Source organism: Methylomonas montana (assembly GCF_030490285.1).
GTDB lineage: Bacteria > Pseudomonadota > Gammaproteobacteria > Methylococcales > Methylomonadaceae > Methylomonas > Methylomonas montana.
This window is the reverse complement of sequence record NZ_CP129884.1, coordinates 2,675,874-2,701,490: the sequence shown is the minus strand read 5'-3', so window position 1 is coordinate 2,701,490 and position 25,617 is coordinate 2,675,874. Positions and strand designations below refer to the sequence as shown.

At 52.6% G+C, this 25,617-nt stretch carries 28 protein-coding genes; 19 read left to right on the top strand and 9 right to left on the bottom strand.

The features are described from left to right. Positions 1–5 precede the first annotated feature (5 nt). The gene (locus tag QZJ86_RS12530) at positions 6–1,400 is read right to left on the bottom strand and encodes a DUF6513 domain-containing protein (RefSeq protein ID WP_301670757.1); all 1,395 of its coding nucleotides are present in this window, start codon (positions 1,398–1,400) and stop codon (positions 6–8) included. Next, positions 1,397–1,933 (bottom strand): flavoprotein, encoded by a 537-nt coding sequence (locus tag QZJ86_RS12525; protein WP_301670756.1) that lies wholly within the window; start codon positions 1,931–1,933, stop codon positions 1,397–1,399. The genes QZJ86_RS12530 and QZJ86_RS12525 overlap by 4 nt, the downstream gene beginning before the upstream one ends. A 156-nt stretch (positions 1,934–2,089) precedes the next feature. Here QZJ86_RS12525 and QZJ86_RS12520 point away from each other — a divergent pair, with 156 nt between their 5' ends. Further along, complete coding sequence (locus QZJ86_RS12520) at positions 2,090–3,721, top strand: MinD/ParA family protein (protein ID WP_301670755.1); 1,632 nt, start codon at positions 2,090–2,092, stop codon at positions 3,719–3,721. A 5-nt stretch (positions 3,722–3,726) separates the two neighbouring features. Here QZJ86_RS12520 and QZJ86_RS12515 read toward each other — a convergent pair whose 3' ends face one another. Then, the gene (locus QZJ86_RS12515; RefSeq protein WP_301670754.1) at positions 3,727–4,428 is read right to left on the bottom strand and encodes a ComF family protein; all 702 of its coding nucleotides are present in this window, start codon (positions 4,426–4,428) and stop codon (positions 3,727–3,729) included. 70 nt (positions 4,429–4,498) lie between these two features. Here QZJ86_RS12515 and bioB point away from each other — a divergent pair, with 70 nt between their 5' ends. The 10 genes from bioB to QZJ86_RS12465 all read left to right on the top strand — a co-directional run bounded on the left by bioB (position 4,499) and on the right by QZJ86_RS12465 (position 13,976). Next, on the top strand, positions 4,499–5,488 hold the full coding sequence (gene bioB, locus QZJ86_RS12510; protein WP_301670753.1) for a biotin synthase BioB: 990 nt from the start codon (positions 4,499–4,501) through the stop codon (positions 5,486–5,488). Next, the gene (bioF, locus tag QZJ86_RS12505) at positions 5,488–6,648 is read left to right on the top strand and encodes an 8-amino-7-oxononanoate synthase (RefSeq protein ID WP_301670752.1); all 1,161 of its coding nucleotides are present in this window, start codon (positions 5,488–5,490) and stop codon (positions 6,646–6,648) included. The genes bioB and bioF overlap by 1 nt, the downstream gene beginning before the upstream one ends. Then, on the top strand, positions 6,645–7,406 hold the full coding sequence (bioH, locus tag QZJ86_RS12500) for a pimeloyl-ACP methyl ester esterase BioH (protein ID WP_301670751.1): 762 nt from the start codon (positions 6,645–6,647) through the stop codon (positions 7,404–7,406). Before bioF ends, bioH begins: the two co-directional genes overlap by 4 nt. After that, positions 7,403–8,194, top strand: coding sequence for a malonyl-ACP O-methyltransferase BioC (gene bioC / locus QZJ86_RS12495; RefSeq protein WP_301670750.1), 792 nt, complete (start codon positions 7,403–7,405; stop codon positions 8,192–8,194). The genes bioH and bioC overlap by 4 nt, the downstream gene beginning before the upstream one ends. After that, on the top strand, positions 8,191–8,886 hold the full coding sequence (bioD, locus tag QZJ86_RS12490; protein WP_301670749.1) for a dethiobiotin synthase: 696 nt from the start codon (positions 8,191–8,193) through the stop codon (positions 8,884–8,886). Before bioC ends, bioD begins: the two co-directional genes overlap by 4 nt. 54 nt (positions 8,887–8,940) lie before the next feature. Continuing rightward, entirely contained in the window at positions 8,941–9,336 is a 396-nt protein-coding gene (locus tag QZJ86_RS12485; protein ID WP_301670748.1) for a bacteriohemerythrin, read from the top strand. 250 nt (positions 9,337–9,586) lie between these two features. Next, positions 9,587–10,717, top strand: a complete 1,131-nt coding sequence (gene coxB, locus QZJ86_RS12480) for a cytochrome c oxidase subunit II (protein ID WP_301670747.1) — start codon at positions 9,587–9,589, stop codon at positions 10,715–10,717. A 53-nt stretch (positions 10,718–10,770) separates the two neighbouring features. Beyond that, positions 10,771–12,384 (top strand): cytochrome c oxidase subunit I, encoded by a 1,614-nt coding sequence (gene ctaD, locus QZJ86_RS12475; protein ID WP_301670746.1) that lies wholly within the window; start codon positions 10,771–10,773, stop codon positions 12,382–12,384. 159 nt (positions 12,385–12,543) lie between these two features. Further along, a complete protein-coding gene (locus QZJ86_RS12470; RefSeq protein ID WP_301670745.1) occupies positions 12,544–13,086 on the top strand; it encodes a cytochrome c oxidase assembly protein in 543 nt (180 codons plus the stop codon). 14 nt (positions 13,087–13,100) lie between these two features. Next, a complete protein-coding gene (locus tag QZJ86_RS12465; protein ID WP_301670744.1) occupies positions 13,101–13,976 on the top strand; it encodes a cytochrome c oxidase subunit 3 in 876 nt (291 codons plus the stop codon). A 61-nt stretch (positions 13,977–14,037) separates the two neighbouring features. On the opposite strand, the gene QZJ86_RS12460 is transcribed toward QZJ86_RS12465, so the two are convergent. Then, positions 14,038–14,325, bottom strand: a complete 288-nt coding sequence (locus tag QZJ86_RS12460) for a twin transmembrane helix small protein (protein ID WP_320415821.1) — start codon at positions 14,323–14,325, stop codon at positions 14,038–14,040. 60 nt (positions 14,326–14,385) lie between these two features. Between QZJ86_RS12460 and QZJ86_RS12455 the strand changes: the two genes are divergently transcribed. Genes QZJ86_RS12455 through QZJ86_RS12430 form a run of 6 tightly spaced genes read left to right on the top strand, consistent with a single transcriptional unit; the run spans position 14,386 to position 19,758 of the window. Continuing rightward, positions 14,386–15,138, top strand: a complete 753-nt coding sequence (locus tag QZJ86_RS12455; protein ID WP_301670743.1) for an SURF1 family protein — start codon at positions 14,386–14,388, stop codon at positions 15,136–15,138. Then, positions 15,122–15,709, top strand: a complete 588-nt coding sequence (locus QZJ86_RS12450) for a hypothetical protein (protein WP_301670742.1) — start codon at positions 15,122–15,124, stop codon at positions 15,707–15,709. Before QZJ86_RS12455 ends, QZJ86_RS12450 begins: the two co-directional genes overlap by 17 nt. A gap of 4 nt (positions 15,710–15,713) precedes the next feature. Continuing rightward, positions 15,714–17,681: a signal recognition particle-docking protein FtsY gene (gene ftsY / locus QZJ86_RS12445; RefSeq protein WP_301670741.1), complete on the top strand. Its 1,968-nt coding sequence runs from the start codon at positions 15,714–15,716 to the stop codon at positions 17,679–17,681. A gap of 17 nt (positions 17,682–17,698) precedes the next feature. Next, positions 17,699–18,355 carry a cell division ATP-binding protein FtsE gene (gene ftsE, locus QZJ86_RS12440; RefSeq protein WP_301670740.1) on the top strand — a complete coding sequence of 219 codons (657 nt, stop codon included), beginning with the start codon at positions 17,699–17,701 and terminating at the stop codon, positions 18,353–18,355. 2 nt (positions 18,356–18,357) lie between these two features. Next, a complete protein-coding gene (ftsX, locus tag QZJ86_RS12435) occupies positions 18,358–19,323 on the top strand; it encodes a permease-like cell division protein FtsX (RefSeq protein WP_301670739.1) in 966 nt (321 codons plus the stop codon). A 3-nt stretch (positions 19,324–19,326) separates the two neighbouring features. Further along, positions 19,327–19,758, top strand: coding sequence for a YcgN family cysteine cluster protein (locus QZJ86_RS12430; protein WP_301670738.1), 432 nt, complete (start codon positions 19,327–19,329; stop codon positions 19,756–19,758). Between the two features lie 96 nt (positions 19,759–19,854). Here the strand turns inward: QZJ86_RS12430 and QZJ86_RS12425 are convergent, their stop codons facing one another. The 3 genes from QZJ86_RS12425 to QZJ86_RS12415 all read right to left on the bottom strand — a co-directional run bounded on the left by QZJ86_RS12425 (position 19,855) and on the right by QZJ86_RS12415 (position 21,317). Next, the gene (locus QZJ86_RS12425) at positions 19,855–20,214 is read right to left on the bottom strand and encodes a hypothetical protein (RefSeq protein WP_320415820.1); all 360 of its coding nucleotides are present in this window, start codon (positions 20,212–20,214) and stop codon (positions 19,855–19,857) included. A gap of 2 nt (positions 20,215–20,216) precedes the next feature. Beyond that, the gene (locus QZJ86_RS21510) at positions 20,217–20,525 is read right to left on the bottom strand and encodes a hypothetical protein (RefSeq protein ID WP_320415819.1); all 309 of its coding nucleotides are present in this window, start codon (positions 20,523–20,525) and stop codon (positions 20,217–20,219) included. A gap of 255 nt (positions 20,526–20,780) precedes the next feature. Continuing rightward, positions 20,781–21,317 carry a gamma carbonic anhydrase family protein gene (locus QZJ86_RS12415; RefSeq protein ID WP_301670737.1) on the bottom strand — a complete coding sequence of 179 codons (537 nt, stop codon included), beginning with the start codon at positions 21,315–21,317 and terminating at the stop codon, positions 20,781–20,783. Between the two features lie 79 nt (positions 21,318–21,396). Between QZJ86_RS12415 and QZJ86_RS12410 the strand changes: the two genes are divergently transcribed. Both QZJ86_RS12410 and QZJ86_RS12405 read left to right on the top strand, forming a co-directional pair. Continuing rightward, the gene (locus QZJ86_RS12410) at positions 21,397–22,407 is read left to right on the top strand and encodes an SPFH domain-containing protein (RefSeq protein ID WP_301670736.1); all 1,011 of its coding nucleotides are present in this window, start codon (positions 21,397–21,399) and stop codon (positions 22,405–22,407) included. 2 nt (positions 22,408–22,409) lie between these two features. Beyond that, complete coding sequence (locus tag QZJ86_RS12405) at positions 22,410–23,081, top strand: TFIIB-type zinc ribbon-containing protein (protein ID WP_301670735.1); 672 nt, start codon at positions 22,410–22,412, stop codon at positions 23,079–23,081. Positions 23,082–23,115: 34 nt separating this feature from the next. Here QZJ86_RS12405 and QZJ86_RS12400 read toward each other — a convergent pair whose 3' ends face one another. Together QZJ86_RS12400 and QZJ86_RS12395 are read right to left on the bottom strand one after the other, a co-directional pair. Continuing rightward, positions 23,116–24,033, bottom strand: a complete 918-nt coding sequence (locus QZJ86_RS12400; RefSeq protein ID WP_301670734.1) for a carbohydrate kinase family protein — start codon at positions 24,031–24,033, stop codon at positions 23,116–23,118. 19 nt (positions 24,034–24,052) lie between these two features. Then, on the bottom strand, positions 24,053–25,528 hold the full coding sequence (locus QZJ86_RS12395) for a RimK family protein (protein ID WP_301670733.1): 1,476 nt from the start codon (positions 25,526–25,528) through the stop codon (positions 24,053–24,055). Positions 25,529–25,617: the final 89 nt, after the last annotated feature.

The following is a 25,617-nucleotide window of genomic DNA, read 5'->3' as shown; positions in this document are numbered from 1 at the left end:
ATCGATTAATCCTCGTGCTTTTTCAAGGTGCTGCCGGCCGGTTTGAAGGTGTGCAAATCCACGGTTGGCTCAGTGCCTTGCGCGGCGCAGCCCCAGCTTAAAGCCTGGTCTTGGGTGAAGCGCTTGCCCAATTGCCAGGCAATTTCGGCGCGGGCCAGTTCCACGCCCAGATAAAAAGCGTGGCCGCCGTCGGTTTCCACGTGCAGTTTCGGATAAAGCTCGAATGGATCTTGGGCGGTGTGCAAGCCGTCGCGATTGAAGATATGAATGCCGTCGCTGCTGACCTGGACCCGGTAACTGGGGTCTTTAATTTCCGCGGCCAGTGTTTCGATTTCTTCGCGGCTGTTCAAAAACGGCGCGGTGTCGTGCACGGTTAACAGGTCGGGCGCGATATGCTTGGGCAGGGTGTTGTGCTGTTTGGCGGTGTACATGATGCGGCGGGCGCTATCGGCCTCGCGGATCGCGCGGCGCGCGTGTTTGCTGACTTCGGTGGCCAGAATATGATTGATGTTCAGCTCAGAGCAAATCCCCAGCAATATCGCATTGATGCCGGAGGTGTCGGCGTGCGTCAATTCGGTCAGATTGCCGACGCCCATCATCATTTCCACATCTGGATAGCGGCGACGGAATTCGTGATTGCGAACGATGGATTCGGTAAAGCCAAAGTGAATCGGGTCGAGGATGGGGTCGACGATGAAGGCGCGATTTTTTCGCTGCAATATTTCTATGGCCGCGTCCAGCGTACTCAAGTCGCCATGCGTTTCCGGGATCAGGATCGGCGTGGTGGCTACTTCGTCGGCGATCCACAGGCTCTTGGCGGTCAGACTGAGCATGTAATCGGCGCCGGCCTGGCCGCCGGCCAGCAGGTCGGCGTCTTCCAACGAGTCGATGCTGACGGTGAAGCCTGCTTGCTTTAAGGTGCGGATGCAATCGGCCAGATGCGGAAACGGCGTGCCGGGCAGGCAGCCGATGTCGATCACGTCGGCGCCGTTGGCCTTGTAGTAATAAGCGCGCTCCAGTACCTCATCGACACTGATGTTAGGGGCGTCGGTGATTTCGGCGAAGATTTTGGTCTGGTATTGGCTGAGATCGTAATGATGGGCGGCCATGCCGAAATGCAGCGGCAAGTCCTTGATTTCTTCCGGGCCGCGCTCGAACGGCACGCCGAAATGTTGGGCTAGGGCCTCCAGATCGCCGCGGCAGCGACCCGGCAAAATGACCCGGTCGGCGCCTTGCGCATCGGGTAAGCGGCGGATAATCATGTCGCTGGTAATCAACGCGGCGACGGTGACGCCCATCACATGCACCTTGTATTGAAAGTCTGGTTGCATTTTTTCCAGGACTTGCTTGACTTGCTTTTCGGCCAGCCGGCCGGTGATGAACAAGATGCGTTCGGTCATAAGCTGGCCAGCCGGGTTTTGACCGCGACGATTAATTGATCGACATCGTCGACCACTTGTGTATATGGGAAGCTGCGGATTTTATCGGTGGCGTCCAAATCGACAGGCCGGGGATAAACCATGAATTTTTTCTTGCCGGGCGCGGTGGTTTCGATTTCCGGCATGGTGTCGCAGGGGTAGACGATGCTGGGCACTCGGCATTTACCGGCCTGGGAATACAGATTGGTGACCAGCGAATCGGCGATACCCAGCACGCATTTGGCAATGGTGTTGGACGTAGTTGGCGCCATCACCAAGGTATGATAATAACCTTTGTAGAACAGGCCTACCGGCGGTGCCGAGGCGGCCTTGTCGCGGTAGATCGGCATCTTGGCACGGATGTCATCAAGGTGAATGCCGTACATTTTCAACACCTCCTCGCCAGCCTGGCTGAGATACAGGTCTACATTATCAAGCATCAGCATGAATTCTAGACATTCTTCGATATAATGTCCCGAGCCGGTAATAGCCCAGGCAAGACGCTGCGTGGTCATGATATTTACAGTAAGACAAGGAACTCGGCATTATACTTGAAGAGTGTTGCGGGAAGGCCATGCGGTTTTATGGCCTGGCCGAGTCGGACATCCCGCTTGTGATGCGGTTGCAGCCATTCGCCGCTTGATACCAATACAACTGCCTACGGTAAACCAATGGAAAGCTTTCAAATCTCCGAACAGTCTAAACCCGCTGGCCCTGGTAAAGCGCACGTCTTGGTATTTACGAGTGGCAAAGGCGGCGTCGGCAAGACCTGCGTTACCACCAATGTCGCGTCGGCGATGGTGAAAAGAGGTGCGCGAGTCTGTATATTCGATGCGGATACCGGTCTGGCCAATATCAATATATTGCTCGGCTTGCGGCCCGAAGCCACGCTCGAGCATGTGTTGCGCGGCGAAAAATCGATTCGAGAGGTGTTGATCAAGACCGGGGAAGGCATCGCGGTGGTGCCTGGGGCATCCGGCATTGCCGAGTGCGCCAACATCGGCGGACAGGAGGCGAAGCGGCTGATAGCGGCTTTGTCTGAATTGGAAGCAGAGTATGACTACATTCTGATCGATACCGCGGCGGGTGTTGGCGACAGCGTGTTGCAGTTTATCGAATCCGCGCCGTTCGCCTTCTTGGTGATCAGTTCCGAACCCACCTCGCTGACCGATGCGTTCTCGCTGCTGAAATTGCTGAATGCCAAGCGTTATGGCGGGAGTCTGAAGGTGGTCGTCAATCTGGCGGCCGATTATTCGGGCGCCATCGAAACCTATCGGCGTTTTGCTGCGGTCGTCGATAAATATCTGCAACTGAAAGTCGAGTATGGCGGGTACGTGGCGCGCGATGAAAACGTGCCGAGATCGGTGACCTTGCAGACGCCAGTGGTCGAATTGGTCGCCAACTCGGCGGCGAGCCGCTGTTTGTTTGCGCTGGCCGACAATATGTTGAAATATATCGGTTCCGAGCAGGCTGAATCCGGTTTGTCCGATTATTGGCGCAATTTGTTCGGCGAAACGGAAGTGACTGCGGACGATAATGGTCTTTTCGCGGCGGCTCCTCTAGCCGATGTGCAAAAAACCAAGGGCGAGCCGGATGCTGTACCGGCGACACCTGCCGCCGAGCTTGCCCGGAAATTGCTGGTGGCGATGAAAACTCACGGCCTGGATCAACAGGGAGCCGAGGCCTTTGTCGGTCAGTTCGTTGCGGGCTTTGTCGAGCAATACGGCGCCTTCCCGCAAAATTTTCGACCCTTGTTTTATCGCTGGCTGGAATCCGAAAATTATGCCGCGCCCAGGCTGATGGAATTGGTTGCCACGCTAGAGGCGTTATATTCGGCGCGTTATCAGCAGCCTTTGTTCAATTTGGAAGACAGCGCCGCGCGTTTGGTGGCACAGACCCAGGGGGTCGAAACCAAATTGGCCGAACTGGTTCATCAGTTACGTGCGGCGTATCGGCAGTCTTATCAGCACGATGTATTCGATGCGCAACAGGAGATTCTGCAAGCCATTCAGCAGGACGATTTCACCGAGGAACGTTTCGAGCAACTGTTGAAGGCATTGAGGGATGGCTTTCAAACCCGCTTCAACCGGCCTTATCAAGGGCAAGGCGAGTTGTTGCTGGAGTCGACAGCGGAGGCGTTGGAAGCGATGGCTTTCGAAGAAAAGAACTTGCAGGATGAAATCAATCTGCTGACCCAAAATTTTCAGCAGTTAACGACGCGGCGGGACGCGTTGCTGACCGCAATCAAAACCTCTCAGAACAACAGTTTATTGCTTAAGACCGGAAGCTCGGTCAAGGGCTAGTTTTTCTAGGCTCTGGCGCAAACCCAGACATCCACTCGATTCACGCCACCTTGTTTCAGCGTGGCAGCCAAGGTCGAAGCGGTCGCGCCGGTCGTCATTACGTCGTCGATAATCGCCACATGCCGGTATGCCAGGGGCTTGACCAGTTTAAAAGCCTGGCGCATGTTTTTCCGGCGCTGCTTGGCCGGCAACCCGGTCTGATGAACGGTATCCCGGCTCCGGATACAGCTATCCAAATCCAGCGGAATATGCAATTGCCGAGATAAATGTCGAGCAATTTCTATCGATTGGTTGAAGCCGCGTTCCCGATAACGCTTGGGATGCAGCGGTACCGGTAATAGGCAATCCGGAAGCTCCGCACTATCGGCAATATGTGCGGCCAGCAAGCTTGCCAACAGCCGGGCGTTTTTATAATCGTTGGCAAATTTCAATTGAGCTATCAAATAGCTCATCTGGCTTTGGTATAAAAACGGTGCGTAAGTCTCGTCGAAGCTTGGCGATTGCTTCAGGCAACGGCCGCATAACTGCGGAATATCGATCGCAGTTTCAAAATGCTCCCCGCAACGATAGCAACAGGACAGATTGCGCGGCAGGTCGTTCAGGCAGCCCACGCATAGATCCAGATCGCCGTATCCAGGGTTTCCGCACAACACACAACGTGGCGGCAGCAATTTCTTCTGTATAATGTTCAGCCAGTTGTTTACCATAATTTTAAAAATAGGTTGATAAGTCGGTGTCCGGCACCGCTTTTACCGTCATTTATCGGAGAGTATCAGAATGTCTGCAAGCCAGAAACCCTTGGAATCAGTGGCAACCATTCGTCATGACTGGCAATTAAATGAGGTGGAAGCACTCCTGGCACTGCCGTTTAACGATCTGATTTATCAGGCGCAAAGCGTACATCGGGTTTTTTTCGATCCTAACGAGATACAGGTTAGCAGTCTGTTGAGCATCAAGACCGGTTCCTGTTCCGAGGATTGCGGTTATTGCCCGCAAAGTGCGCGTTACGATTCGGATTTAAATCCGGAGGCCTTGATGCCGGTCGATGCGGTGTTAAAAGCCGCCCAACAAGCCAAGGAGCAGGGCGCATCGCGGTTTTGCATGGGCGCGGCCTGGCGCAGTCCGAAGGACAGAGACATCGAGCGGGTGGTGGAAATGGTGCAGGGCGTGAAGGCGCTGGGCATGGAGACTTGCGTGACGCTGGGCATGCTCAGCGACAAGCAGACCCAAGCCTTAAAAGACGGTGGCCTGGACTATTACAACCACAATCTGGATACCTCCGAAGATTATTACTCGGAAATCATTACCACCCGCACTTATCAAGACCGCCTGGATACGCTGGAGCGGGTGCGCGATGCCGGTATTAACGTTTGTTGCGGCGGCATCGTCGGCATGGGCGAATCGGCAACCGACCGGGCCAAATTGCTGCTGCAACTGGCCAATATGCCCAAGCATCCGGAAAGCGTGCCGATCAATATGCTAGTGCAGGTTGAAGGTACGCCGCTGCACGGCAGCGAAGCGCTCGATCCTATCGTCTTCGTGCGCACCATCGCCGTCGCCAGGATTTTGATGCCGCAATCGCGGGTGCGTTTGTCGGCCGGCCGCAAGGCGATGAGCGACGAGATGCAGGCCTTGTGCTTTTTGGCCGGCGCCAATTCGATCTTCTATGGCGATAAACTGCTGACCACCGATAATCCGATGACCAACCACGATCAGCAACTGTTCGAACGTTTGGGTGTCAAGATGGGCGGCTCCAGTTACGCCTAATGGCCAACGCTTTTTACGATTTTACCGGCGAACTGCGGCAACTGGAACAGGATAATCTGTATCGGCGCCGGCGTGTTGTCGACGGTCCGCAAGGGATAATCCTGAATGTCGATGACCGGGAACTGATCAATTTTTGCAGCAACGATTATCTGGGATTAGCTAGTCATCCAGAGGTTGCGGCAGCGTTCAAGTCCGGTGTCAATCGCTACGGTGTTGGCAGCGGTTCCGCGCACCTGATCTGCGGCCATAGCGCAGCTCATCATGCTCTGGAAGAGGAACTGGCGGCGTTTACCGGCCGAGACAGAGCTTTGCTGTTTTCCACCGGCTATATGGCTAATCTTGGCGTGATTTCCGCATTGCTGGGCCGCAACGATACGGTGCTGGAAGATCGCTTGAACCATGCCTCCTTACTGGATGGCGGCTTGTTGTCGCGCGCGCGTTTTCAGCGCTATCGGCATGCCGATGTCGAGGATTTGCAAGCTAAACTGGCTGCTTCTATAGGTAAGGCATTAGTGGTCGGCGATGGCGTGTTCAGTATGGACGGCGATCTGGCGCCGCTGCCAACGATGGTGGAACTGGCCGAGTCGTATCAGGCCGGTTTGCTGATCGACGACGCCCATGGCTTTGGCGTGCTGGGTAACAGCGGCGGCGGCGTTGTCGAGCATTTTGGTCTGAGTCAAAACGATGTGCCCATCTTGATCGGCACCCTGGGTAAGGCTTTTGGCACCTTTGGCGCATTCGTAGCCGGTTCCGAGGATTTGATTGAGATGTTGATTCAAAAAGCTCGGAGTTATGTGTTTACCACCGCACTGCCGGCCGCCGTGGCCGAGGCGACCCGCGCCAGTTTGCGCTTGCTACAAGCCGAGTCCTGGCGTCGGGATCGGCTACAGACGTTGATTGCCCGTTTCAGAAGCGGAGCCGAGCAACAAGGCTTACGGCTGATGGATTCCATGACCGCGATTCAACCCATCCTGATCGGCGACAGTGGTCAAGCCGTGGCTGCTAGCCAACGTTTGCTGGAACAAGGTTTCTGGGTGAGCGCGATTAGGCCGCCAACCGTGCCTGCCGGCAGCGCGCGCTTGCGGATTACCTTTTCAGCCAATCATAGCGAGCAGCAGGTCGATGCCTTGCTGGAGGCATTGGGTAAGGCTTTAACATGAGTGGCATTCATCATGAAATATACGGCCGGGGCAAGCCGTTGGTGATGATCCATGGTTGGGCGATGCATACTGGCATCTGGCGCGAGTTTGCCAAACAGTTGGCGGAACATTGCCAGGTGATTTGCCTGGATTTGCCCGGCCATGGGCGCAGCGTCAGCCTCGAATCCTTCGATCTGGAAGCCATCGGCACCGCATTGCTCGATGCTATTCCGGTCAATCGTTTTAATCTGCTGGGCTGGTCGCTTGGCGCGACGCTGGCGGTGGACATGGCGGCGCGATTTCCCGAACGCGTAAAGTCTTTACTGCTGCTGGCAGGCAACCCTAAATTCATAAACAGCGCCGATTGGCCTGGATTGAAAGCCGATGTCTTGGACGGTTTTGCGGCGCAATTGAGCGGAGATGCGCGGCTGACCTTGCAACGCTTTTTGGGCTTGCAGGTACAAGGTTTGGCGGATAACAAGCTGTTGTTGCAGACCTTGCGACTGGCGGTGCGGGAGTGCGATGCACCTGCTATCGATGCGTTACAGGGCGGGTTGGATATCCTAAAACATAGCGATTTGCGTAAGGCGCTGGCGAGTTTGGATTGTCCGATTACGGCGATGCTGGGCGATAAAGACACCTTGATTCCGGTGCAAGCCGGGTTTGCTTTGCAGGCACTGAATCCGCGAGTTGAACTACATATCTTGAAAAATGCCGGGCACGTGCCGTTTCTGTCGCATTCCCAGCAACTATGCAACATCATTGCGGCGGCACTATGAGTTTGCCCGCCGTTCTGGATAAAACCAAAATCAGGCGTTCATTCGCCGCCGCCGCCGTCAGTTACGATTCCTTGGCTGCGCTGCAGCGCCAAGTGGGAATGGCGTTGTTGGAAAAATTTCCGTTGCAGCCAGCCGCCGGTCCCGTGTTGGATATGGGCTGTGGAACTGGTTTTTTAACAAGGCAATTGGGTGCGGCTAATGTCAATCAAACTCTGCTGGCTTTGGATATCGCCTTGCCGATGTTGCAGGCCGCCCGCCGAAACAATCGGAACGTGCCGGCCGATTATCTCTGCGCCGACGCGGAAAAGTTGCCGTTTGCGGCGGATACAGTTCGACAGATTTATTCCAATTTGGCTTTGCAATGGTGTCAGGATTTAGCCGCCGTGTTTGCCGACGCCAGGCGAATATTGATGTCCGGCGGACAGCTAGCGTTCTCAACCTTCGGTCCGGCGACCTTGCGGGAGTTGAAAGCCGCCTGGGCAACGGTCGACGGATTTGTGCACGTCAACGATTTCTACAGCTCAGAGCAGATTCAAGATTTTCTGCACACAGCCGGATTGACGACGGTCGATGTCGAGTCCGTGCTCTATCAATCCCGGTATCCGTCGGTATTGGCCTTGATGCATGAGTTGAAAGGCATCGGCGCGCATAACGTCAGTCAAGCTAGGAATCGACGGCCGACAACTCGAGGCCAGTTGCAGCAGATGATTCGACATTACGAAGTCAGCATGGTCGGCCAGGAAATAACGGCTAGTTACGAGATCATTTTCGTGCGGGCACGGGAATGACTGTCGGAATTTTTATTACCGGTACCGATACCGATGTCGGTAAAACCTGGACCACTATTGCCTTGATGCGTCGGTTTCAGCAGGAAGGATTAACGGTGGCAGGCATGAAACCGGTTGCCGCTGGTTGCGAATGGCGGGAAGGCGTACTAAAAAATCCCGATGCGTTGTTGATGCAGCAATATGCGTCTCTGCCTACGCGCTATGAGTTGATCAATCCTTATGCTTTCGAAGCAGCGGTTTCGCCGCATCTGGCTTGTGGCGATGTCGAATTTAACCTGGAAGCTATTCTGGATGCATCCGTTCAATTGCGAAAACAGGCCGATGTGTTGTTGGTGGAAGGGGCGGGCGGCTGGTATTCGCCTTTGAGCGCGTCCTTGGATAATGCCGGTCTGGCGTTAGCGATGGGGTTACCGGTAATTATGGTGGTTGGCATCAGGCTGGGTTGTCTCAATCACGCGCGTTTGACATTGCGGGCCATTCAGCAGGCCGGCTTGCGCTGCGCTGGTTGGGTGGCGGTGCAAATCGATAAGACCATGCCCGGCTTTGATGGCAACGTGGCATTCTTGCACCAAACCCTTGATGCGCCGCTATTGGGCGTGTTGCCAAACTTGCTTGTCGCCGATTTCGACTATTTGGCAGCTAAATTGGATTTGCCAAACTGGCAAAATTTTGATCTACATCAAGATGCGTAATTTGCGGATGACGACAATGACGGCTCCATCACAAAAATAACCAGGAGACGTTTTATGGCTTTAATTACTTGGACTGCAGCTCAGTTTGGAACCAATGTCGGTTTTGCCGACCAAGAGCATCAGGTTTTGTTCGATTTGCTGAATAAGCTGTATGACGAGGCAACCGGCGGTGCTCCGCGTGCCACAATCGGCGCATCTCTGGATGCGTTGATCGCATATGTAGTCGATCATTTTGCACACGAAGAAAGAGAAATGGTGGCAAAAGGCTTTGGCGGTTATGATCGTCACAAAGCCGAGCATGAAGCGTTGATTGGAATTTGCGCGGATTTGCAGAAAAAATTTCACGCCGGTCAAGCGGAAGTGACCGAGGAAGTCGGACAATTGGTGAAAGGTTGGTTGGATAATCACATTCCGAAATTCGACATGGCATATTCGGATGCTTTGAAGTAATGACAGCTTAAAACTGTCTCTACTAGACGGCAAAAGGCTTGTGAGCAGCGATGCTCTCAAGCCTTTTTTATGTCTATTTTGTGTAAATGGGAAAACCTCTTCTGGTTTGTGGGTGAGTCATGGGTTAAAATTGCCCAGTTAATTTATGATAATTATCAGTAAAAGGAATTGTGGCCTGCTTTATGTGGTGCGCAAGATTACGAAGATATAACGCATACAAGTTTATAACTACTAATGGGGAGGCTGCTCCGTGAAGAAAACAAAGCAACTGCTCGCGTGTCTGATCTTGATGGCTTTTGGCCTGGGAACAGCGCATGCGGACTACACACTCAACCTAATGAAGGGCGTGACGCAACTCAGTAACGAGGTTTACGATTTGCACATGCTGATTCTATGGATCTGCGTGTTTATTGGTATTGCAGTGTTCGGTACTATGTTCTATTCGATTTATCATCACCGTAAATCGAAAGGACATCAAGCCGAGCAGTTTCATGAAAATACCACTGTCGAGATCATCTGGACCATCATTCCCACACTGATCTTGGTCGGTATGGCAATTCCTGCCACCAAGGCTGTGATTGATTTGGACAAAGTGCAAGAGTCCGAAATGAGCATCAAGGTCACCGGTAAGCAGTGGTATTGGGATTACGAATATCTGGACAACGGTGTGCACTTCGAAAGCCATTTGGACGAAGCCAGCGAGAAAGTTCACCGGGTCAGCGACAGTGATCCGCGTTCAGTCCCTAATTATTTGTTGAACGTCGATAGACCGCTGGTTGTACCGGTCAAAAAGAAAATTCGCTTCCTGTTTACCGCAGCCGACGTGATTCACTCTTGGTGGGTGCCTGACTTAGGTTGGAAAAAAGACGCTAACCCCGGTTTCATTAACGAAGCTTGGACTTATGTCGACAAACCTGGCACCTATCGCGGCCAATGTACCGAGTTGTGCGGTCGTGACCACGGCTTCATGCCGATCGTCGTGATTGCGATGGAACAAGAGCAATACGATGCTTGGGTGAAATCGACGCTGGACAAACAAAATCAAGCGCCTGATTTGAGCGATCAAACCCGTTCGACATTGATGGTAAAAGGTGAGTCGGTTTATCTGAAAAACTGCGTGGCCTGCCATCAAATCGACGGTAACGGCATTTCCGGTTGGTTCCCTGCTTTGAGAGACAGCGCCAAAGTCACCGGCAATATGGATCAGTTAATCGGTTTCATACAAGCGGGTACCAGCAAAATGCCGGCGTTCCGCAAACTGCCGGATAACGAACTGGCCGAACTGATTACCTATATCAGAAATGCGCCGGAATTAGGTAATAACGTGGGTGATGAAATTCAGCCTAATAAGATCACACCTAAATGGGACGACGATGAATAAGGTATTCGCTCTCTCGTTGAACGCATTTTCTAATTTTTGTTGAGGTATAGAGTATGACTGCTGTCGTAGCCGAACATGATGATCATCACGATCACCACGATCACGGTCCCGCTAAGGGGCTTTTGAGGTGGATTATTACCACCAACCATAAAGATATTGGTACCTTGTATTTGCTGTTTGCGCTGGTGATGTTCTTCGTCGGCGGTACCATGGCGCTTATCATCCGTTCCGAGTTGTTCGAACCGGGTCTGCAATTTGTCGACCCTAACTTCTTCAACTCGATGACCACCATGCATGCCTTGGTGATGGTATTCGGCGCGGTGATGCCGGCTTTCGTCGGCCTGGCCAACTGGATGATTCCGATGATGATCGGCGCGCCGGACATGGCTTTGCCGCGGATGAACAACATGAGCTTCTGGATGCTGGTTGCCGGCGTATTATTGCTGGCCAGTACCTTATTCATGGAAGGCGGAGCGCCTGCTTCCGGCTGGACCTTATATCCGCCGTTGGTGTTGCAAACCGGTAAAGCTTTTCCGTTTGCGGTTTTCTCGGTGCATTTGTTGGGTGTTTCATCCATCATGGGCGCGATCAACATCATCGCCACCATTTTCAATATGCGCGCGCCTGCGATGACGCTGATGAAAATGCCGTTGTTCGTCTGGACTTGGTTGATCACTGCGTTCTTGTTGATTGCGATCATGCCGGTATTCGCCGGTGCGGTCACCATGTTGCTGACCGACCGTTTCTTCGAAACCAGCTTCTTCGATGCGGCTGGCGGCGGCGATCCGGTGTTGTATCAACACATTTTCTGGTTTTTCGGTCACCCTGAAGTGTACGTGATGATTCTGCCGACTTTCGGCGTGGCTTCCACGATTATTCCTGTGTTTGCCCGTAAGCCTTTGTTCGGTTATGCCTCCATGGTGTATGCGACCGGCGCGATTGCGTTCCTGTCGTTCATCGTTTGGGCTCACCACATGTTTACCGTGGGCTTGCCGATTGCCGGCGAGTTGTACTTCATGTACGCCACCATGCTGATCGCGATTCCGACCGGCGTGAAAGTGTTCAACTGGACTGCCACTATGTGGAAAGGCTCGATGACTTTCGAAACACCGATGCTGTTTTCGATTGCCTTCGTGGTGTTGTTTACCATGGGTGGTTTTACCGGTTTGATGATGTCGGTTGCGCCGGTTGACTTCCAGTATCACGACACTTATTTCATCGTGGCTCACTTCCATTACACCTTGGTGCCTGCGTCGGTGTTCATCCTGATGGCGGCCGGTTATTACTGGTTACCTAAATGGACCGGCAATATGTACAACGAAAAAATCGGCAGACTGCATTTCTGGTTGTCGGCGGTTTCGGTCAACATTTTGTTCTTCCCGCAGCATTTCTTAGGGCTAGCAGGCATGCCGCGTCGTATCCCCGATTACGCGATTCAGTTTGCTGATTGGAACATGGTGTCCAGTATCGGTGCGTTCATCTACGGTTTCAGCCAATTGCTGTTCGTGTACATCGTGATCGATACCATCAAGGGCGGCGTTGGTAAAGCGACTGGCGAGGTATGGGAAGATGCCAGAAAACATGGTCTGGAATGGACCTTGCCATCGCCGGCGCCTTATCACACTTTCACCACCCCGCCTGAAATTGTGCCGACCGAGCATTTCTAAAGCTTGGCTGACAATCACATTAACCCACCCCATCATTTAATCTGATGGGGTGTAGGGTGAGGAAATGGATACAAAGAAAAAAAATATTTTGACGGCGGTGGTACTCGTGATAGTTGCGCTGACCATTTACGTGTTCGCCGTACTAAAGGCAATATCGCAATGAGCGAGGATCTCCAGCGGAAGAATGTCAAACTGGTCAAAAGATTGGTTTTGTTGGCCATTCTGATGTTTGGCTTTGGCTATGCTCTGGTACCGCTTTACGATGTGTTGTGCGATCTCACCGGTCAGAATAGAAAGATTGAAGGGGCTGCCGCGGAAACGACCGAATTTGTCGTCGATCAGACAAGAGAAATCACCGTAGAATTTATTACGTCTCTTAACGAATCGACGCCGATGACTTTCCGCGCCGAAACCCGCAGCTTAAAGGTTCACCCTGGTCAGTATTACACGGTTAATTTTTATGCCAAGAACAATACCGACAATAAGATAAAAGCCCAGGCTATACCGAGCATTGCGCCGGGGCTCGCCGAGGAATTTTTTAAAAAAACGCAATGTTTTTGTTTTACGACTCAAACGTTCGAGCCCAAGGAAGAAAAGACCATGCCGGTGCGGTTTGTGGTTAATCCGAAACTGCCCGAACGTTATAAAACCATTACATTGTCATACACTTTTTTTGATAGAACTAACATCGTTGAAAATTAACAGAGGGGAAGGTCATGTCCACAAACGCAGCTTATTACATCCCGCATAAGGCGGTCTGGCCGGTGCTGGCCACTGCCGGCTTAATGCTCATGCTGGCGGGTTTTGCCAATCATTTGAATGGTTCTCCGATCGGTTCCGGCATGATGCTGACCGGTTTTATCGCTTTTATCCTGATGTTGGGCGCCTGGTTTGCGTTGCAATCCACGGAAAGCGAATCCGGTATGTATAGCCATGGCGTCGGCATTTCCTATCGCATGGGCATGATGTGGTTCATTTTTTCCGAAGTCATGTTCTTCGCGGTATTCTTCGGCGCGCTTTGGTATGCGCGTAATATCTCGATTCCGCATCTGGGTGAAGGTGGCATGTCCAGTGGTCCGGGTCGTTCCACGCACGATGTATTATGGCCGGCGTTTCAAGCGATTTGGCCTACCAACGGTCCCGGCAAAGTGGGCGGTGATTTTGAACCGATGGGCGCATTTGGTCTGCCTTTCATCAACACCTTGTTACTGTTGTCTAGCGGCGTGACTTGCACTTGGGCGCATCATGGCTTGTTGGCGAAAAATCGCGACCAATTGATCAAAGGTTTGCTGGCAACCGTCGGTCTGGGCTTTTTGTTCGTGGCTTTCCAAGCGACCGAGTATTACGAAGCCTACCATGAAATGGGTCTGACACTGGGTTCAGGCATTTACGGTTCAACCTTCTTCATGCTGACCGGTTTTCACGGTTTCCACGTTTGCGTCGGTGCAATTATTCTTTCCGTGGTGTTGTTCAGAAGCTGGAAAGGCCATTTCACTCCGGAAAACCATTTCGCGTTTGAAGCGGCTGCCTGGTATTGGCATTTCGTCGACGTGGTCTGGTTGGGTCTGTTCGTGTTCGTTTACCTGCTGTAAAACCAGCTAGCGATAAAATCAAAAGCGCGGTCTGCGGATCGCGCTTTTTTTTTGTCGATTGCTAAGGCGACGGACTAGCCGCCGGCGGATTTTGGTTGGCATGCATGCGGGCGCCGATACCGTGCGGCTCAATCAGGCCGGTCGCATAAGCCAGGAATAGCAAGATAAATAAAGCCAAGGAAAGACCGATCCTGACGGTCAAGGCCCGGGCGGTCTTTTGAGAATCGGCATCTTCCTTGTGTTTGACAATATGAAACAACGCGGAACCCAGGCTGATGACGATGGCTAGAAATGCGACGATAGTGAGTATTTTGATGACCATGACGGTGTCGATAGATAAAACCTGCATTCTCAACGATTCGGTTGCGCTTGCCAATAGTGCGTGTCCCATACCAGGAGTAATGACTTAATGATTAAATTTAACATTTGGGGGCTCGAGTTTCGTTGTTCGCTGTTAGCGTTCGCCGCTTATCTGCTGTTATTGGCCTTATTGTGTAGCTTGGGTCTCTGGCAACTAGGCCGGGGCGATCAGAAAAGGGCCTTACTGGAGAGGCAGCAAGCCGCGGCGACCGCTGAAGCCTTGGATTTGAACCAGCAAACCGAGATCGACAAAGAGTTATTGCGTTATCGGCCGGCGCTGTTGAACGGCCATTACGACGGTGTACATCAGGTTTTGATAGACAATCAGATCTTGGACGGCAAGCCGGGTTATCTGGTGTTAACGCCGTTCTTGCCCGACAGCGGTCAGCCGGCGGTATTGGTCAACCGGGGTTGGGTTGCTTTGGGCACCTCGCGCGAAGCATTGCCAGACATAACTATAAACGCGCCGATTCAACAAGTTCTCGGTCGGATCAATCATTTTCCGGAGCCGGGCATCCGTTTGAAGGGTGCGGAAATCCCCGGCGAGACCTGGCCGGTGCGGGTGCAAGTCGTCGATAGCAAACTGCTGGCGGCCAAGTTGGGTTATACGTTAGCCGATTTTCAAATCGAGCTGGATCCCGCGCAGGCTGAGGGTTACCAACGCCAATGGAAGATTGCCGTCGCAATCCCGCCTGAAAAACATCGGGCCTATGCAGTACAATGGTTCGGATTGGCGCTGACCCTCACAGCCCTGTTTATTTGGAACAGTAGTCGAAAACAACACCGTGGAAAAACAATATAAGAAAAATCGCATCACCATTTTGGTGGTGTTTGCCATGTCTATCGTGCCGTTTGGCATTGCCTGGTATTTGGCGGAAAATCCGGACATAGTTAGGCTGGGCACCAATAACGGCGAGCTGATTATGCCGCCGCAAGTCACCGAAGCCAACGAGTTTTCCGGCTACGATGCCTTCTCCGCGCAGAACATGCAGGAATTGAAAGGCCATTGGGTGCTGGTCAATTCGGTATCGAAGGAATGTTCGGAGATCTGCCGGGATGCCTTGTATAAAACCAATCAACTGACGCTGATGATGGGTAAGGATATTGCCCGGATCCGGCGCCTGGCCATAGTATTCGATCAAGCCCTACAATTGCCGGCCGAATGGCGAGACGACGGCCGATTATTGAAAGCCTTGCCGGCAAGTTCGTTGCAAGAAAAATTAAACAAGCTTGGCCCACAGCCACTGCCGGAAGGCATGCTGTTCATCATGGATCCATTGGGGAATCTGATGATGAAATACCAGCCAGGCTACGATCCTTATAAAGTCAGAAATGACTTAAGCAAGTTACTCAGAATTTCACAAATCGGTTAGAAACATGTTCAGAAAATTAACCTTGTGCTGCGCAATATTGGCGCTGCTTGTTATCGTGGTCGGCGCATACGTCAGATTGACTCACGCCGGTTTGGGCTGCCCGGATTGGCCGGGTTGCTACGGTAAAGCCTTGGTCAGCGACAGTGCCGAATTCAAAGCCGATGCGGCCGCTGAGTTTCCGACATATGCGCTGGATACCGTAAAAGCCTGGAAGGAGATGACCCACCGTTATCTGGCCGGCGGCCTGGCAGTGTTGGTGTTGGTTTGGTTCGGCCTGGCTTGGCGGCAAAGCCGGCGTTCGCAGGCGGTGACGCTGACATCCTTGACCTTGCTGTTGATCGTCTCGCAAGCCGGTCTAGGCATGTGGGCGGTGTCCTCCGGCACTCGGCCGGGCGTGGTGAGCGCTCACTTATTATTGGGGTTCGTGACGTTTTGGATCATCGCATGGAGTTATTGGCGGCTGAATCCGACGGTTTCGCCAAGGCCGGTGAAATCCGGGCCTAGCCTGTTCGCCGGGTTTGGGATGCTGGTGTTGCTGATGCAAATTATCCTGGGCGGCTGGGTCAGCAGCAATTACGCAGGTTTGGCTTGCACTGATTTCCCGCGTTGTAACGGCACTTGGTTGCCGGATGCCGATTATTTAAGCGCACTGGATTTATTCAGGGATAGCGGTTTGTCGGCCGATGCGAAAATGGCGATACAAGCCCTGCATCGGGTATTCGCTGGATTCGTCTTCATCGTGTTAAGCGCATTGATGTTGTCGGCAACTTCCGAGCGCTATCCGAAACCGGTGCGTTTTGCCGGCAACATGTTAAGCCTGTTATTGCTGGTGCAGATCGCACTGGGTATTTTCAGCGTCAAATATGAACTGCCCTTGGCATTGGCGATTGCCCATAACCTGTTTGCCGCCTTGTTGATGCTGCCCTTGCTGGCGATTGTGTTTTATAGCCGCTACCGCGCTGGCGACGAGGCAGAAGAAGCCATCACTGTCGAAGCCGAGGTCTTGGTCGGCGAGATCGGTCCCGCCATCGAAGCGGAACCTGTCAGCCAAGCTTCTTTATATCTGCGGTTAAGCCATCAACTGAAAAAGACCCGTAGCGGTTTGGGTGCGGTGCTGGGCGGTTTGGCGTTCGGACAAAAAGCCGTTACCAAGGAGTTGCTGGCTGATCTCGAAGCCCAATTGCTGATGGCTGATATGGGGATCGAAACCACCACGCAATTGATCAAGCAGCTGACCGACAGTTTGGAGCGCGATCAACTCAGCGACGGCGAAGTACTGAGCCAGACCTTGAAACAGAATTTATTGGCCATGCTGGAACCGTGCAGCTTGCCGCTGCATATTCCGCAACAGGATGGGCCGTTCGTGATTCTGGTGGTGGGCGTCAACGGTGCCGGCAAGACCACCTCGATCGGCAAGCTGGCCAAGCGCCTGCAACAGCAAGGGCATAGCGTGATGTTGGCGGCCGGCGATACCTTCAGGGCTGCGGCGGTCGAGCAGTTGCAAACCTGGGGCGAGCGTAACGACATTCAAGTGGTGGCTCAGCATACTGGTGCCGATTCCGCATCGGTGATTTTCGATGCTCTGCAATCCGCCAAGGCCAAGGGCGTCGATGTGTTGATCGCCGATACCGCCGGCCGATTGCATACCAAATCCAATTTGATGGACGAGTTGAAAAAAATCAAACGTATCATGACTAAATTGGATGAGTCTGCGCCGCACGAAGTGTTGTTGATTCTGGATGCCGGTACCGGCCAGAATGCCTTGTCGCAGGCTAAACTGTTCAACGAGGCAGTCGAATTGACCGGCATCGCGCTGACTAAATTGGATGGCACTGCCAAGGGCGGTATTATTTTCGCATTGGCTAATCAGCTGCGGATTCCGATTCGGTTTATCGGTGTCGGCGAGCAGATAGATGATTTGCAGGATTTCAATGCCCGGAATTTTGTCGATGCTTTATTTGTAAGAGACTGACGCGTGACACCGAAACCATGCTGAAATTTGAACATGTAAGCAAACGCTATCCGGATGCCGGTGAAGCCTTGACCGATGTCAGCTTTCATTTGCAACGCGGCGAAATAGCGTTTTTAACCGGCCGTTCCGGGGCCGGCAAGAGTACTTTGTTGAAGCTGATCGCGATGATGGAGCAGTGTACACGCGGCACGGTGACCTTCGATGGTCAAGATATCAGCCGCATCAGCGAACGCAAGATCCCTTATGTGCGTCGCAACCTGGGTTTGATCTTTCAGGATTACAAATTGCTGCACGATAGAACGGTGTTCGATAACGTGGCTCTGCCTTTGGTGGTGTCCGGATACCATCCTCAGGAAGTGGCGCGGCGGGTGCGAGCATCGCTGGACAAGGTCGGCCTGCTGGGTAAGGAACGCAAACATCCGTTAGCGCTGTCCGGCGGCGAGCAGCAGCGGGTTGGCATTGCTCGGGCTATCGTCAACAAACCCAAGCTAATTCTGGCCGATGAGCCGACCGGTAACTTGGATCCCGAGCTGTCCGCCGAAGTGATGTATATGTTCGAACAATTCAAACAAGTGGGCGTGACGGTACTGATCGCCACGCACGACTTGGAATTGGTGACTCATCTAGGCCATCGGGTGTTGACGCTCGACAAGGGCCATATGATAGCGAGCTGACCATGAGACAGATGCGTCGTAGTCAACATTCCGAAAATCGATTGCTGGAGCTATTCCAGGCTTATTTGTTAAACCATGCCCACGGCCTGTTCTCTAGTCTGGGGCGCTTGAACCGTGCGCCGTTTACCTCGTCGATGACGGTGCTGGTATTGGCGATCGCCATCGCGCTGGCCAGCAGTTTTTATATCGTGGTCGCCAATATCCAGCAAATGACCGGCAATCTGGAGTCCAGCAATCAGATGTCGCTGTTTCTGCATGACAATATCACCGATGCCGCCGGCCAAAAAATGGCCGAGCAGCTACAACAAAATCCCAGTGTCGCCGCGGTTAAATTCATCACTAAAAAGCAGGCGCTGGAGGAGTTCAAGGCCAATAGCGGTTTCAGCGATGCGTTAAACGCGCTGGAACGCAATCCATTGCCAAGCGTGATTCAGGTGATGCCGAAAAACGCGCTGGAAAACAACGAAGACATCGAGAAATTGATGGCCGATTTCAAACAGTTGCCGCAAGTCGATTTCGTGCAGGTCGATATGCAATGGGTGGCCAGGCTGCAAACCATCATGTTGATCGCCAGTCGCGGGGTGACCTTGGTCAGTCTGTTGCTGGGTTTTGCGGTGACCTTTATTACCGGCAATACTATCCGTCTGGAACTACAAAACCGTCAGGACGAAGTGTTTATTTCCAAACTGGTCGGTGCCACCCACTCGTTTATTCAACGGCCTTTTTTATACACCGGTTTTTGGTTGGGATTTATTGCCGGTTTCCTGGGCTGGCTGATCGTCACCATCATGTTGTTGATCCTGGAATCGCCGGTGGAAAAATTGTCGACCTTATATAGCAGTTCTTTTGAACTGCTGTTCCTAAGTTTTTCGGAATTCATCCTGTTGCTGATGATTTCTTCGTTGCTAGCCGTGCTGGGCTCTTGGGCGGTATTGCATTATCAGCTTCGCCAACTTAAACCGCATTAAGCCATGAAATTCTGGGAAACTAAAAGCCTGGCACAGATGAGCACCGAAGAATGGGAATCGTTGTGCGATAACTGCGGCAAATGCTGTTTGAACAAGTTGGAAGACATAGATACCGGCGAAATCGCCTTTACCAGCGTGGCCTGCGATTTGATCGATCTGGAAACCTGCCGTTGTACCCGTTACAGCGAGCGTTGCACGCTAGTACCGGAATGTATCGATCTGAAACAACATGATTTTGCCGAATACAACTGGCTGCCCTCGACTTGTGCCTATCGTTTGTTAACCGACGGCGAACCGTTGCCGGATTGGCATCCGCTGGTTAGCGGCAGCAGCGAATCGGTCAAGGAAGCGGGAGTGTCCATCGGCAGTTATGCGATCAAGGAATCGCAAGTTACCGATCTGGAAGATCATATCATCGAATGGTTACAACCCTGACTAAGAGAGGCTAGGCCGCCGGAAAAGGTGCTTTCCGGCGGCTTTGGGTGTGAGAAATCCGGGACAGCCAGTATCCCTTGGGTACTGCGTTTTAGATCATCCTTTACCGGGCAGCATGCCAACCGTGCCGGGTTTGATGCGTTTGCAGGTCACCACGACATCTTCTTGGCGGCATTTTGATTCTTGCGAGTTGCCACAGCTGTCGCAGACAGTATTGCCGGCGCTTTTCACTTCTTCGACATGCCAGCCATAACCTTGGGATTGGCAGAACTTTTTGCTGAAACGATCAATATTGTAATTCTTGGAGGCATTTTCTTTAGCCTTGGTTTCGATTTGGCAGTGCTCTGGCGCCAGAGTGTTTGCCATAATATCGCGGTAAATATATTCGGTAGCCTGGACAGGGTTGGTCAAAAATAAAGCGGCGAATAGGGTGCCGATAACAGTCATTTTCATCATAATTAATCCTCGCGATTGCCGATGACACGGATATTCATTAAACGGTTTTCTTCGGCAATTTGGTCTTTAATGGGTGCAAATTTTTCGTTCTCACTCATCTTGACCGCCAAAATGGCGCCAACAACTACTGCCGTCGCCAGCACTACATACAACACGAAGTTATCTTTTTCTTGTTTTACTTCTGTCATGGTTTTACCTCTCATGTTTTTTAATCGGCCAGTGCCGCGCCGAATGATATGAAAAACCTGTCCACCCAAAAACTTAGGGCAGGCACTGTTTTGACGCCAAGCTGGCCGATTCTGCAAAGGCACGCTTGTTCGCCTGGATGGACGGTTTCGAATTAATATTTGGATTGGTTGAGAGCATCAACCAACATTTGCTCGGCGACCACGCAAGCGGGGCGGCCGGCGCGATACAAAATAGCTTGGGACATGTTCGACTCTCCACTTTAGTATCGAATCGAAACAATAAAGGAAACCGTAAGGCTTGTCAAAGAAAATATCGTATCAATACTATGCTTTTAGTGTTCTCTAAGCAAGCTGCGGTGAGGGGATGAATCTTGTTCCTTAATTGGCGGGTGTCAGGTAGTCGTTTTTTAAGCGGACATAATGCCAGGCCGAATATTCCAGAAAGGCCTTTTCCTCGTCGGTTAGGGCACGAATTTGCTTGGCCGGTGCACCGACATACAGATAACCGCCTTCTAGCTTTTTGCCGGGCGGCACCAGGGCGCCGGCGCCCAGCATCAGATAATCGCCTAGTTCGGCATCGTCCATCACGATGGCGCCGATGCCGATCAAACAATAATCGCCTATCGTGCAGGCATGCACCACGGCCCGGTGACCGATGGTGACGTGTTTACCTATCGTCAGCGGATGGCCTTGCGGCGAATAGTCGCCGGCGTGCGAGACATGCAATACCGCGCCGTCCTGGACATTGCTGCCCGCGCCAATACGGATGGCTTCCACATCGCCGCGTACCACGCTGGTCGGCCAGATCGATACATCGTCGCCCAGGCTGACGTCGCCGATCACTATGGCAGCTTCGTCGATGAAAACGCTTTTGCCGGTTTTTGGGGATTTGTTTTTATAGGGTCTGATCGCCACAGCAACTCCATATTTTTGCCATAATTGAAAGGCGATGTTACGCAATTAATCGACTCTTCTCTAGTCCAGCGAGGTAGTAATGGCATTTATCGACGGCATCAAACGGCAGCTGCGCTCCGTTATCGAGTGGGAAAATCCCAACCCCGATTTGTTGTTGGAACAATGGACCGAAAACGGCGATGAAATCAAGAATGCCTCCAAGTTAATCGTCGGTCCGGGGCAGGGCTGTATTTTTGTGTATCAAGGCCAGGTTAAAGCGGTAATCGAGGAGCAATGCCTGATTAATCTGGAAACCGACAACGTGCCGTTCTGGACCACTATTAAAAAATTCATGCAGTTGTTCGAGAGCGAACACAAGGTCGGGATTTATTTTTTCAGGAAAACGAAAATCCTCGACCAGAAGTGGGGCACCACCTCGCCGATCAAATATCAGGATCCTAAATATCATTTCCCGGTCGCGTTAAAAGCTTACGGCAACTACAGCTACCAAATCGCCGATGCCAATGATTTTTTTGTGAACATAGTCGGCAGCCACAACCAGATGCGCATCGACGAATTTCGTAACATTTTGTCGGCGCGGATTATCAATCCGATTTCCGATTATCTGGCCGAGTGCCAGTACAGCTTTGCCGACATCGACGCCAACCGCGACGAAATCGCCCGCGGCATTGCGATCAAATTGGCCATCGTGTTCCGCAAGTTGGGTTTCGGCATCAGCGATTTTCGTATCGAAGGTACCGATTTTGATGAAGACACCTTGCGGCGTATCAATCGCATTGCCGATCTGACTGCCGAGGCTCAAGCCGCGCAGGCGGTGGGTTTGGATTATGCCAAGGTACAGCAACTGGATGCCTTGCGAGAGGCGGCCCGCAACGAAGGAGGTGGCGCCGGCCTTGGCATGGGGATAGGAGCAGGCATTGGTCTGGGGCAAAGCATGGCGCAGTCGCTAGGCTCCGCGAACAATCCGGTCGCCGCCGATAACCAGCAAACCGTTGCCAAGCTCACGGAACTGAAGCAGTTGTTCGAAGCTCAGCTGATTACCGAAGCCGAATACGCTGCGAAAAAACAACAGATTCTGGATAAAATTTAACGATGGCTAAATGCACAAGCTGTTCTGCGCCGCTGCCTGCCAATACCCAATATTGCAGCTATTGCGGGGTACGCAACGATATCGATCTGCACGGCAAACACGATTATCAAATTATCGATACGGCCAGCGAGCGGACCTGTCCCGAATGTGAGCAGAAGCTGCAAACGATTGCGTTAGACTCTGCCGGTTCCTTGCACATCGATCGTTGTGCCAGTTGCTTTGGTTTGTTTTTCGATGTCGGTGAAATTGAAACATTGTTAGACAGTGCCGTGGCGCCGGTGGTGACCGTCAACCTGGAATTGCTGGCCAATATCAACCTGGATCGTTATCCCAAGAATGCCACGGTTAAATATTTGAAATGCCCGGTTTGCCAGACCCTGATGAATCGAGTGATATACGGTTATCGCAGTGGTGTGGTGATCGACCAGTGTAAAAGTCACGGCATCTGGCTGGACGGCGGTCAAATCAGCCATCTGCTGGAGTGGAAAAAGGCCGGCGGGCAGATACTCAATCAGCAAAAAATAGCAGCCAAACAAGCACAAGCCAGTTCGGAAAAAGCCAAGCAAGCTTTCCGAAAAGACTACTCAGCGCCGGAGTACCGCTTTGGCGGACAGAATGTTGATGGCGATTTGCTGGAGTCGGTGGCTGGGCTGATTTTCAAGATTTTCGAATAAGCTGGTCGATAGCCTGTTGCTTTCCCCCTCACGACTATGCATTTGGCGACCAGTTTGCCAACAAGGCCTGATGTTGTTCGCAGCTAGGCAGGCCGGGACGAGCGCCCATTTGGGTGCAACAATAAGCGCCGGCGGCGCTGGCGTAACGTAATAACTCACGCCATTCCATTTTAGCCGCCAGTGCGCAGCTAAACGCCCCGTGAAAGGCATCGCCAGCACCGGTGGTATCGATCGCTTTAATCGGCGGAGCGGATAACCGGCCGCTTTCCTGGCCTCTCTGCCAGATCAAACCATGTTCACCCAGGGTAATCACCACGACCGGTGCCAGAGCCGCTAGCTTGGTTAAGGCCAGCATAGGGTCGCCCGCATATTGCACGGCAAATTTTTCCGAACAAACCAGATAGTCGATTTTATCCATTAGTGCCAAGGTGCCGTCATGGACAGAACCGGCATCCAGTACCGTTGGAACAGTATCGCCGGCGATTTGCGCCAATAAGCATAAGGAAACCCGTGGTTCATGGCCGTCGAACAGGATGGCTTTGGCGCTGATGCCGTTAAAGTCGATGCTGTCCGCCGCCAATGCTTTTGTATCGCCCTTGTAGTTGATCAAGGCCCGCTGGCCGTCCGGTTTGACCAGTACCCCCGATAAGGGCGTCGGCGACCCGCCGCGTACCACCAGCCGAGTATCGACACCGTGCGAGTGCAATTCCTGGAGATGGCAATCGCCGTATACATCATTGCCCAAGTAGCCGCAAAAACCGGCGCTAAAGCCAAGCTTAGCGACGGTCACCGCCGCGTTTGCTGCCGGCCCGCCGCCGCAGCCCAGTAAACTGTCGGCGACCATTTTTTCGTCGGCGCCGGGGTGGTGAGGAATGGAAAATACCAGATCGTAACTGGCATGGCCGACGCAGAGGACGTCGAGTGGTGTTGGCGTGGCAGAGGTATTCGGCATGATTGGATTTTATAGTGGTTTAGTCCAAGCCCTTGCTGCGATTTTCCATCCGCCGCAGGAACTCGGCCATGATGGCCCGATACAATTCCTCGCCCAAGTATTTGTCTTCGACGCCGCTGTCGATGCTGGGGTTGTCATTTACTTCGATCACATAGCCCTTGCCGTTGATTTCCTTGACGTCGACGCCGTAAAAGCCGTTGCCGATCGGTTGGGTGGCTTTCAGTGCCGCATCCAGTACGGCTTTCGGCACTTCGAAGGTGGGTAGCGTGGCAAAGTTGCCGCTATCGGTGCGGTTGGCGCCATGCCGATAAATTTGCCAATGATTTTTCACCATGAAGTAGCGGCAGGCATACAAGGCCTTATGGTTAAAGATGCCGATCCGCCAATCGAAATCGGTGTACAAAAATTCCTGGGCCAGCAATAGCGCCGATTGTTCGAACAACTCCGCCACTTTGATTTCCAGCTCCTGGCGGTTATTGACTTTAACGATGCCGCGCGAAAACGAACCGTCGGGAATCTTGATGACCACCGGATAGCCGGCCACCGCTTCCAGTTTGTCCAGATGTTCGGTATTACCTTTATGCAAGATCCAGGTTTTCGGCGACGGTACCTTATGGGTACGAAACAGATCGGCCAGGTAAACTTTATTGGCGCAGCGCAGTATCGAAGTCGGGTCGTCGATGACGACCAAACCTTCCGCTTCGGCTTTCTTGGCAAAACGATAAGTGTGATGGTCGATCGCGGTGGTTTCGCGGATGAACAGGCCGTCGAATTCCGGCAGCCTGCCGTAATGATGCTGGGTGATCAGTTCCACATCGATACCCATCTGCCGGCCGATGTGAATAAATTTTTTCAGCGCGCCACGGTTGCTGGGCGGCAATTGCTCGGCCGGATTGATCAGGATCGCCAGATCGTAACGTGCGGTTTTTCGGATACGGCTCTTGCGCCAGACCTTCTTGCTAAACCGGTCCAACGCTTCGGCAAACAGGGTTTGCATCGCATCGTCCAATTGCCGTGGCGAAATGGCTTTCAGGTCGGTAATCTGCCATTGCTGTTCCAGATTCAACGTGATCTCCAACACCGGGCAGGCGAAGCGTTCGAACAGCAAACGGGTCAGTTCCTGAAAAGCCGGTTCCGGCGTGGTGCCGAAGTAGCTACACAAGGTGAATTCGCCGGTTTGGTTTTGATGTTTAAAGGCGCGGGTCAGTGTTTGGCTCAAATCTTCGAGTTGCAAACGATATAAGGCGTTCTTGCCCAGATCGTTGATAACCCTGACCGAGGGGATGACGTGATGGTTACGTGCCTCGGCCAGCAGGGAACAATAATAGCCGTCGGACAAATAGGTGTAACTACTGCATAGATTGATCACTCGCACCCGTTGGTCGGGATCGGATTGCTCGCTGGCCAGATAGCTTTCGAAGCTGATGACCTGTTCGCTCGGATAATAGGGGTTCCAGTCGGAAAGATTGTCGACAACCAGTAGCGTGCTTGCCATGGTAAAAAATGCTCCGTGGGTTTATGTTTATCAGGAGATTTTGAAACCAGTCGGGTTTTTAGACAAGCTGAAAGTTGCGGCTCACACGG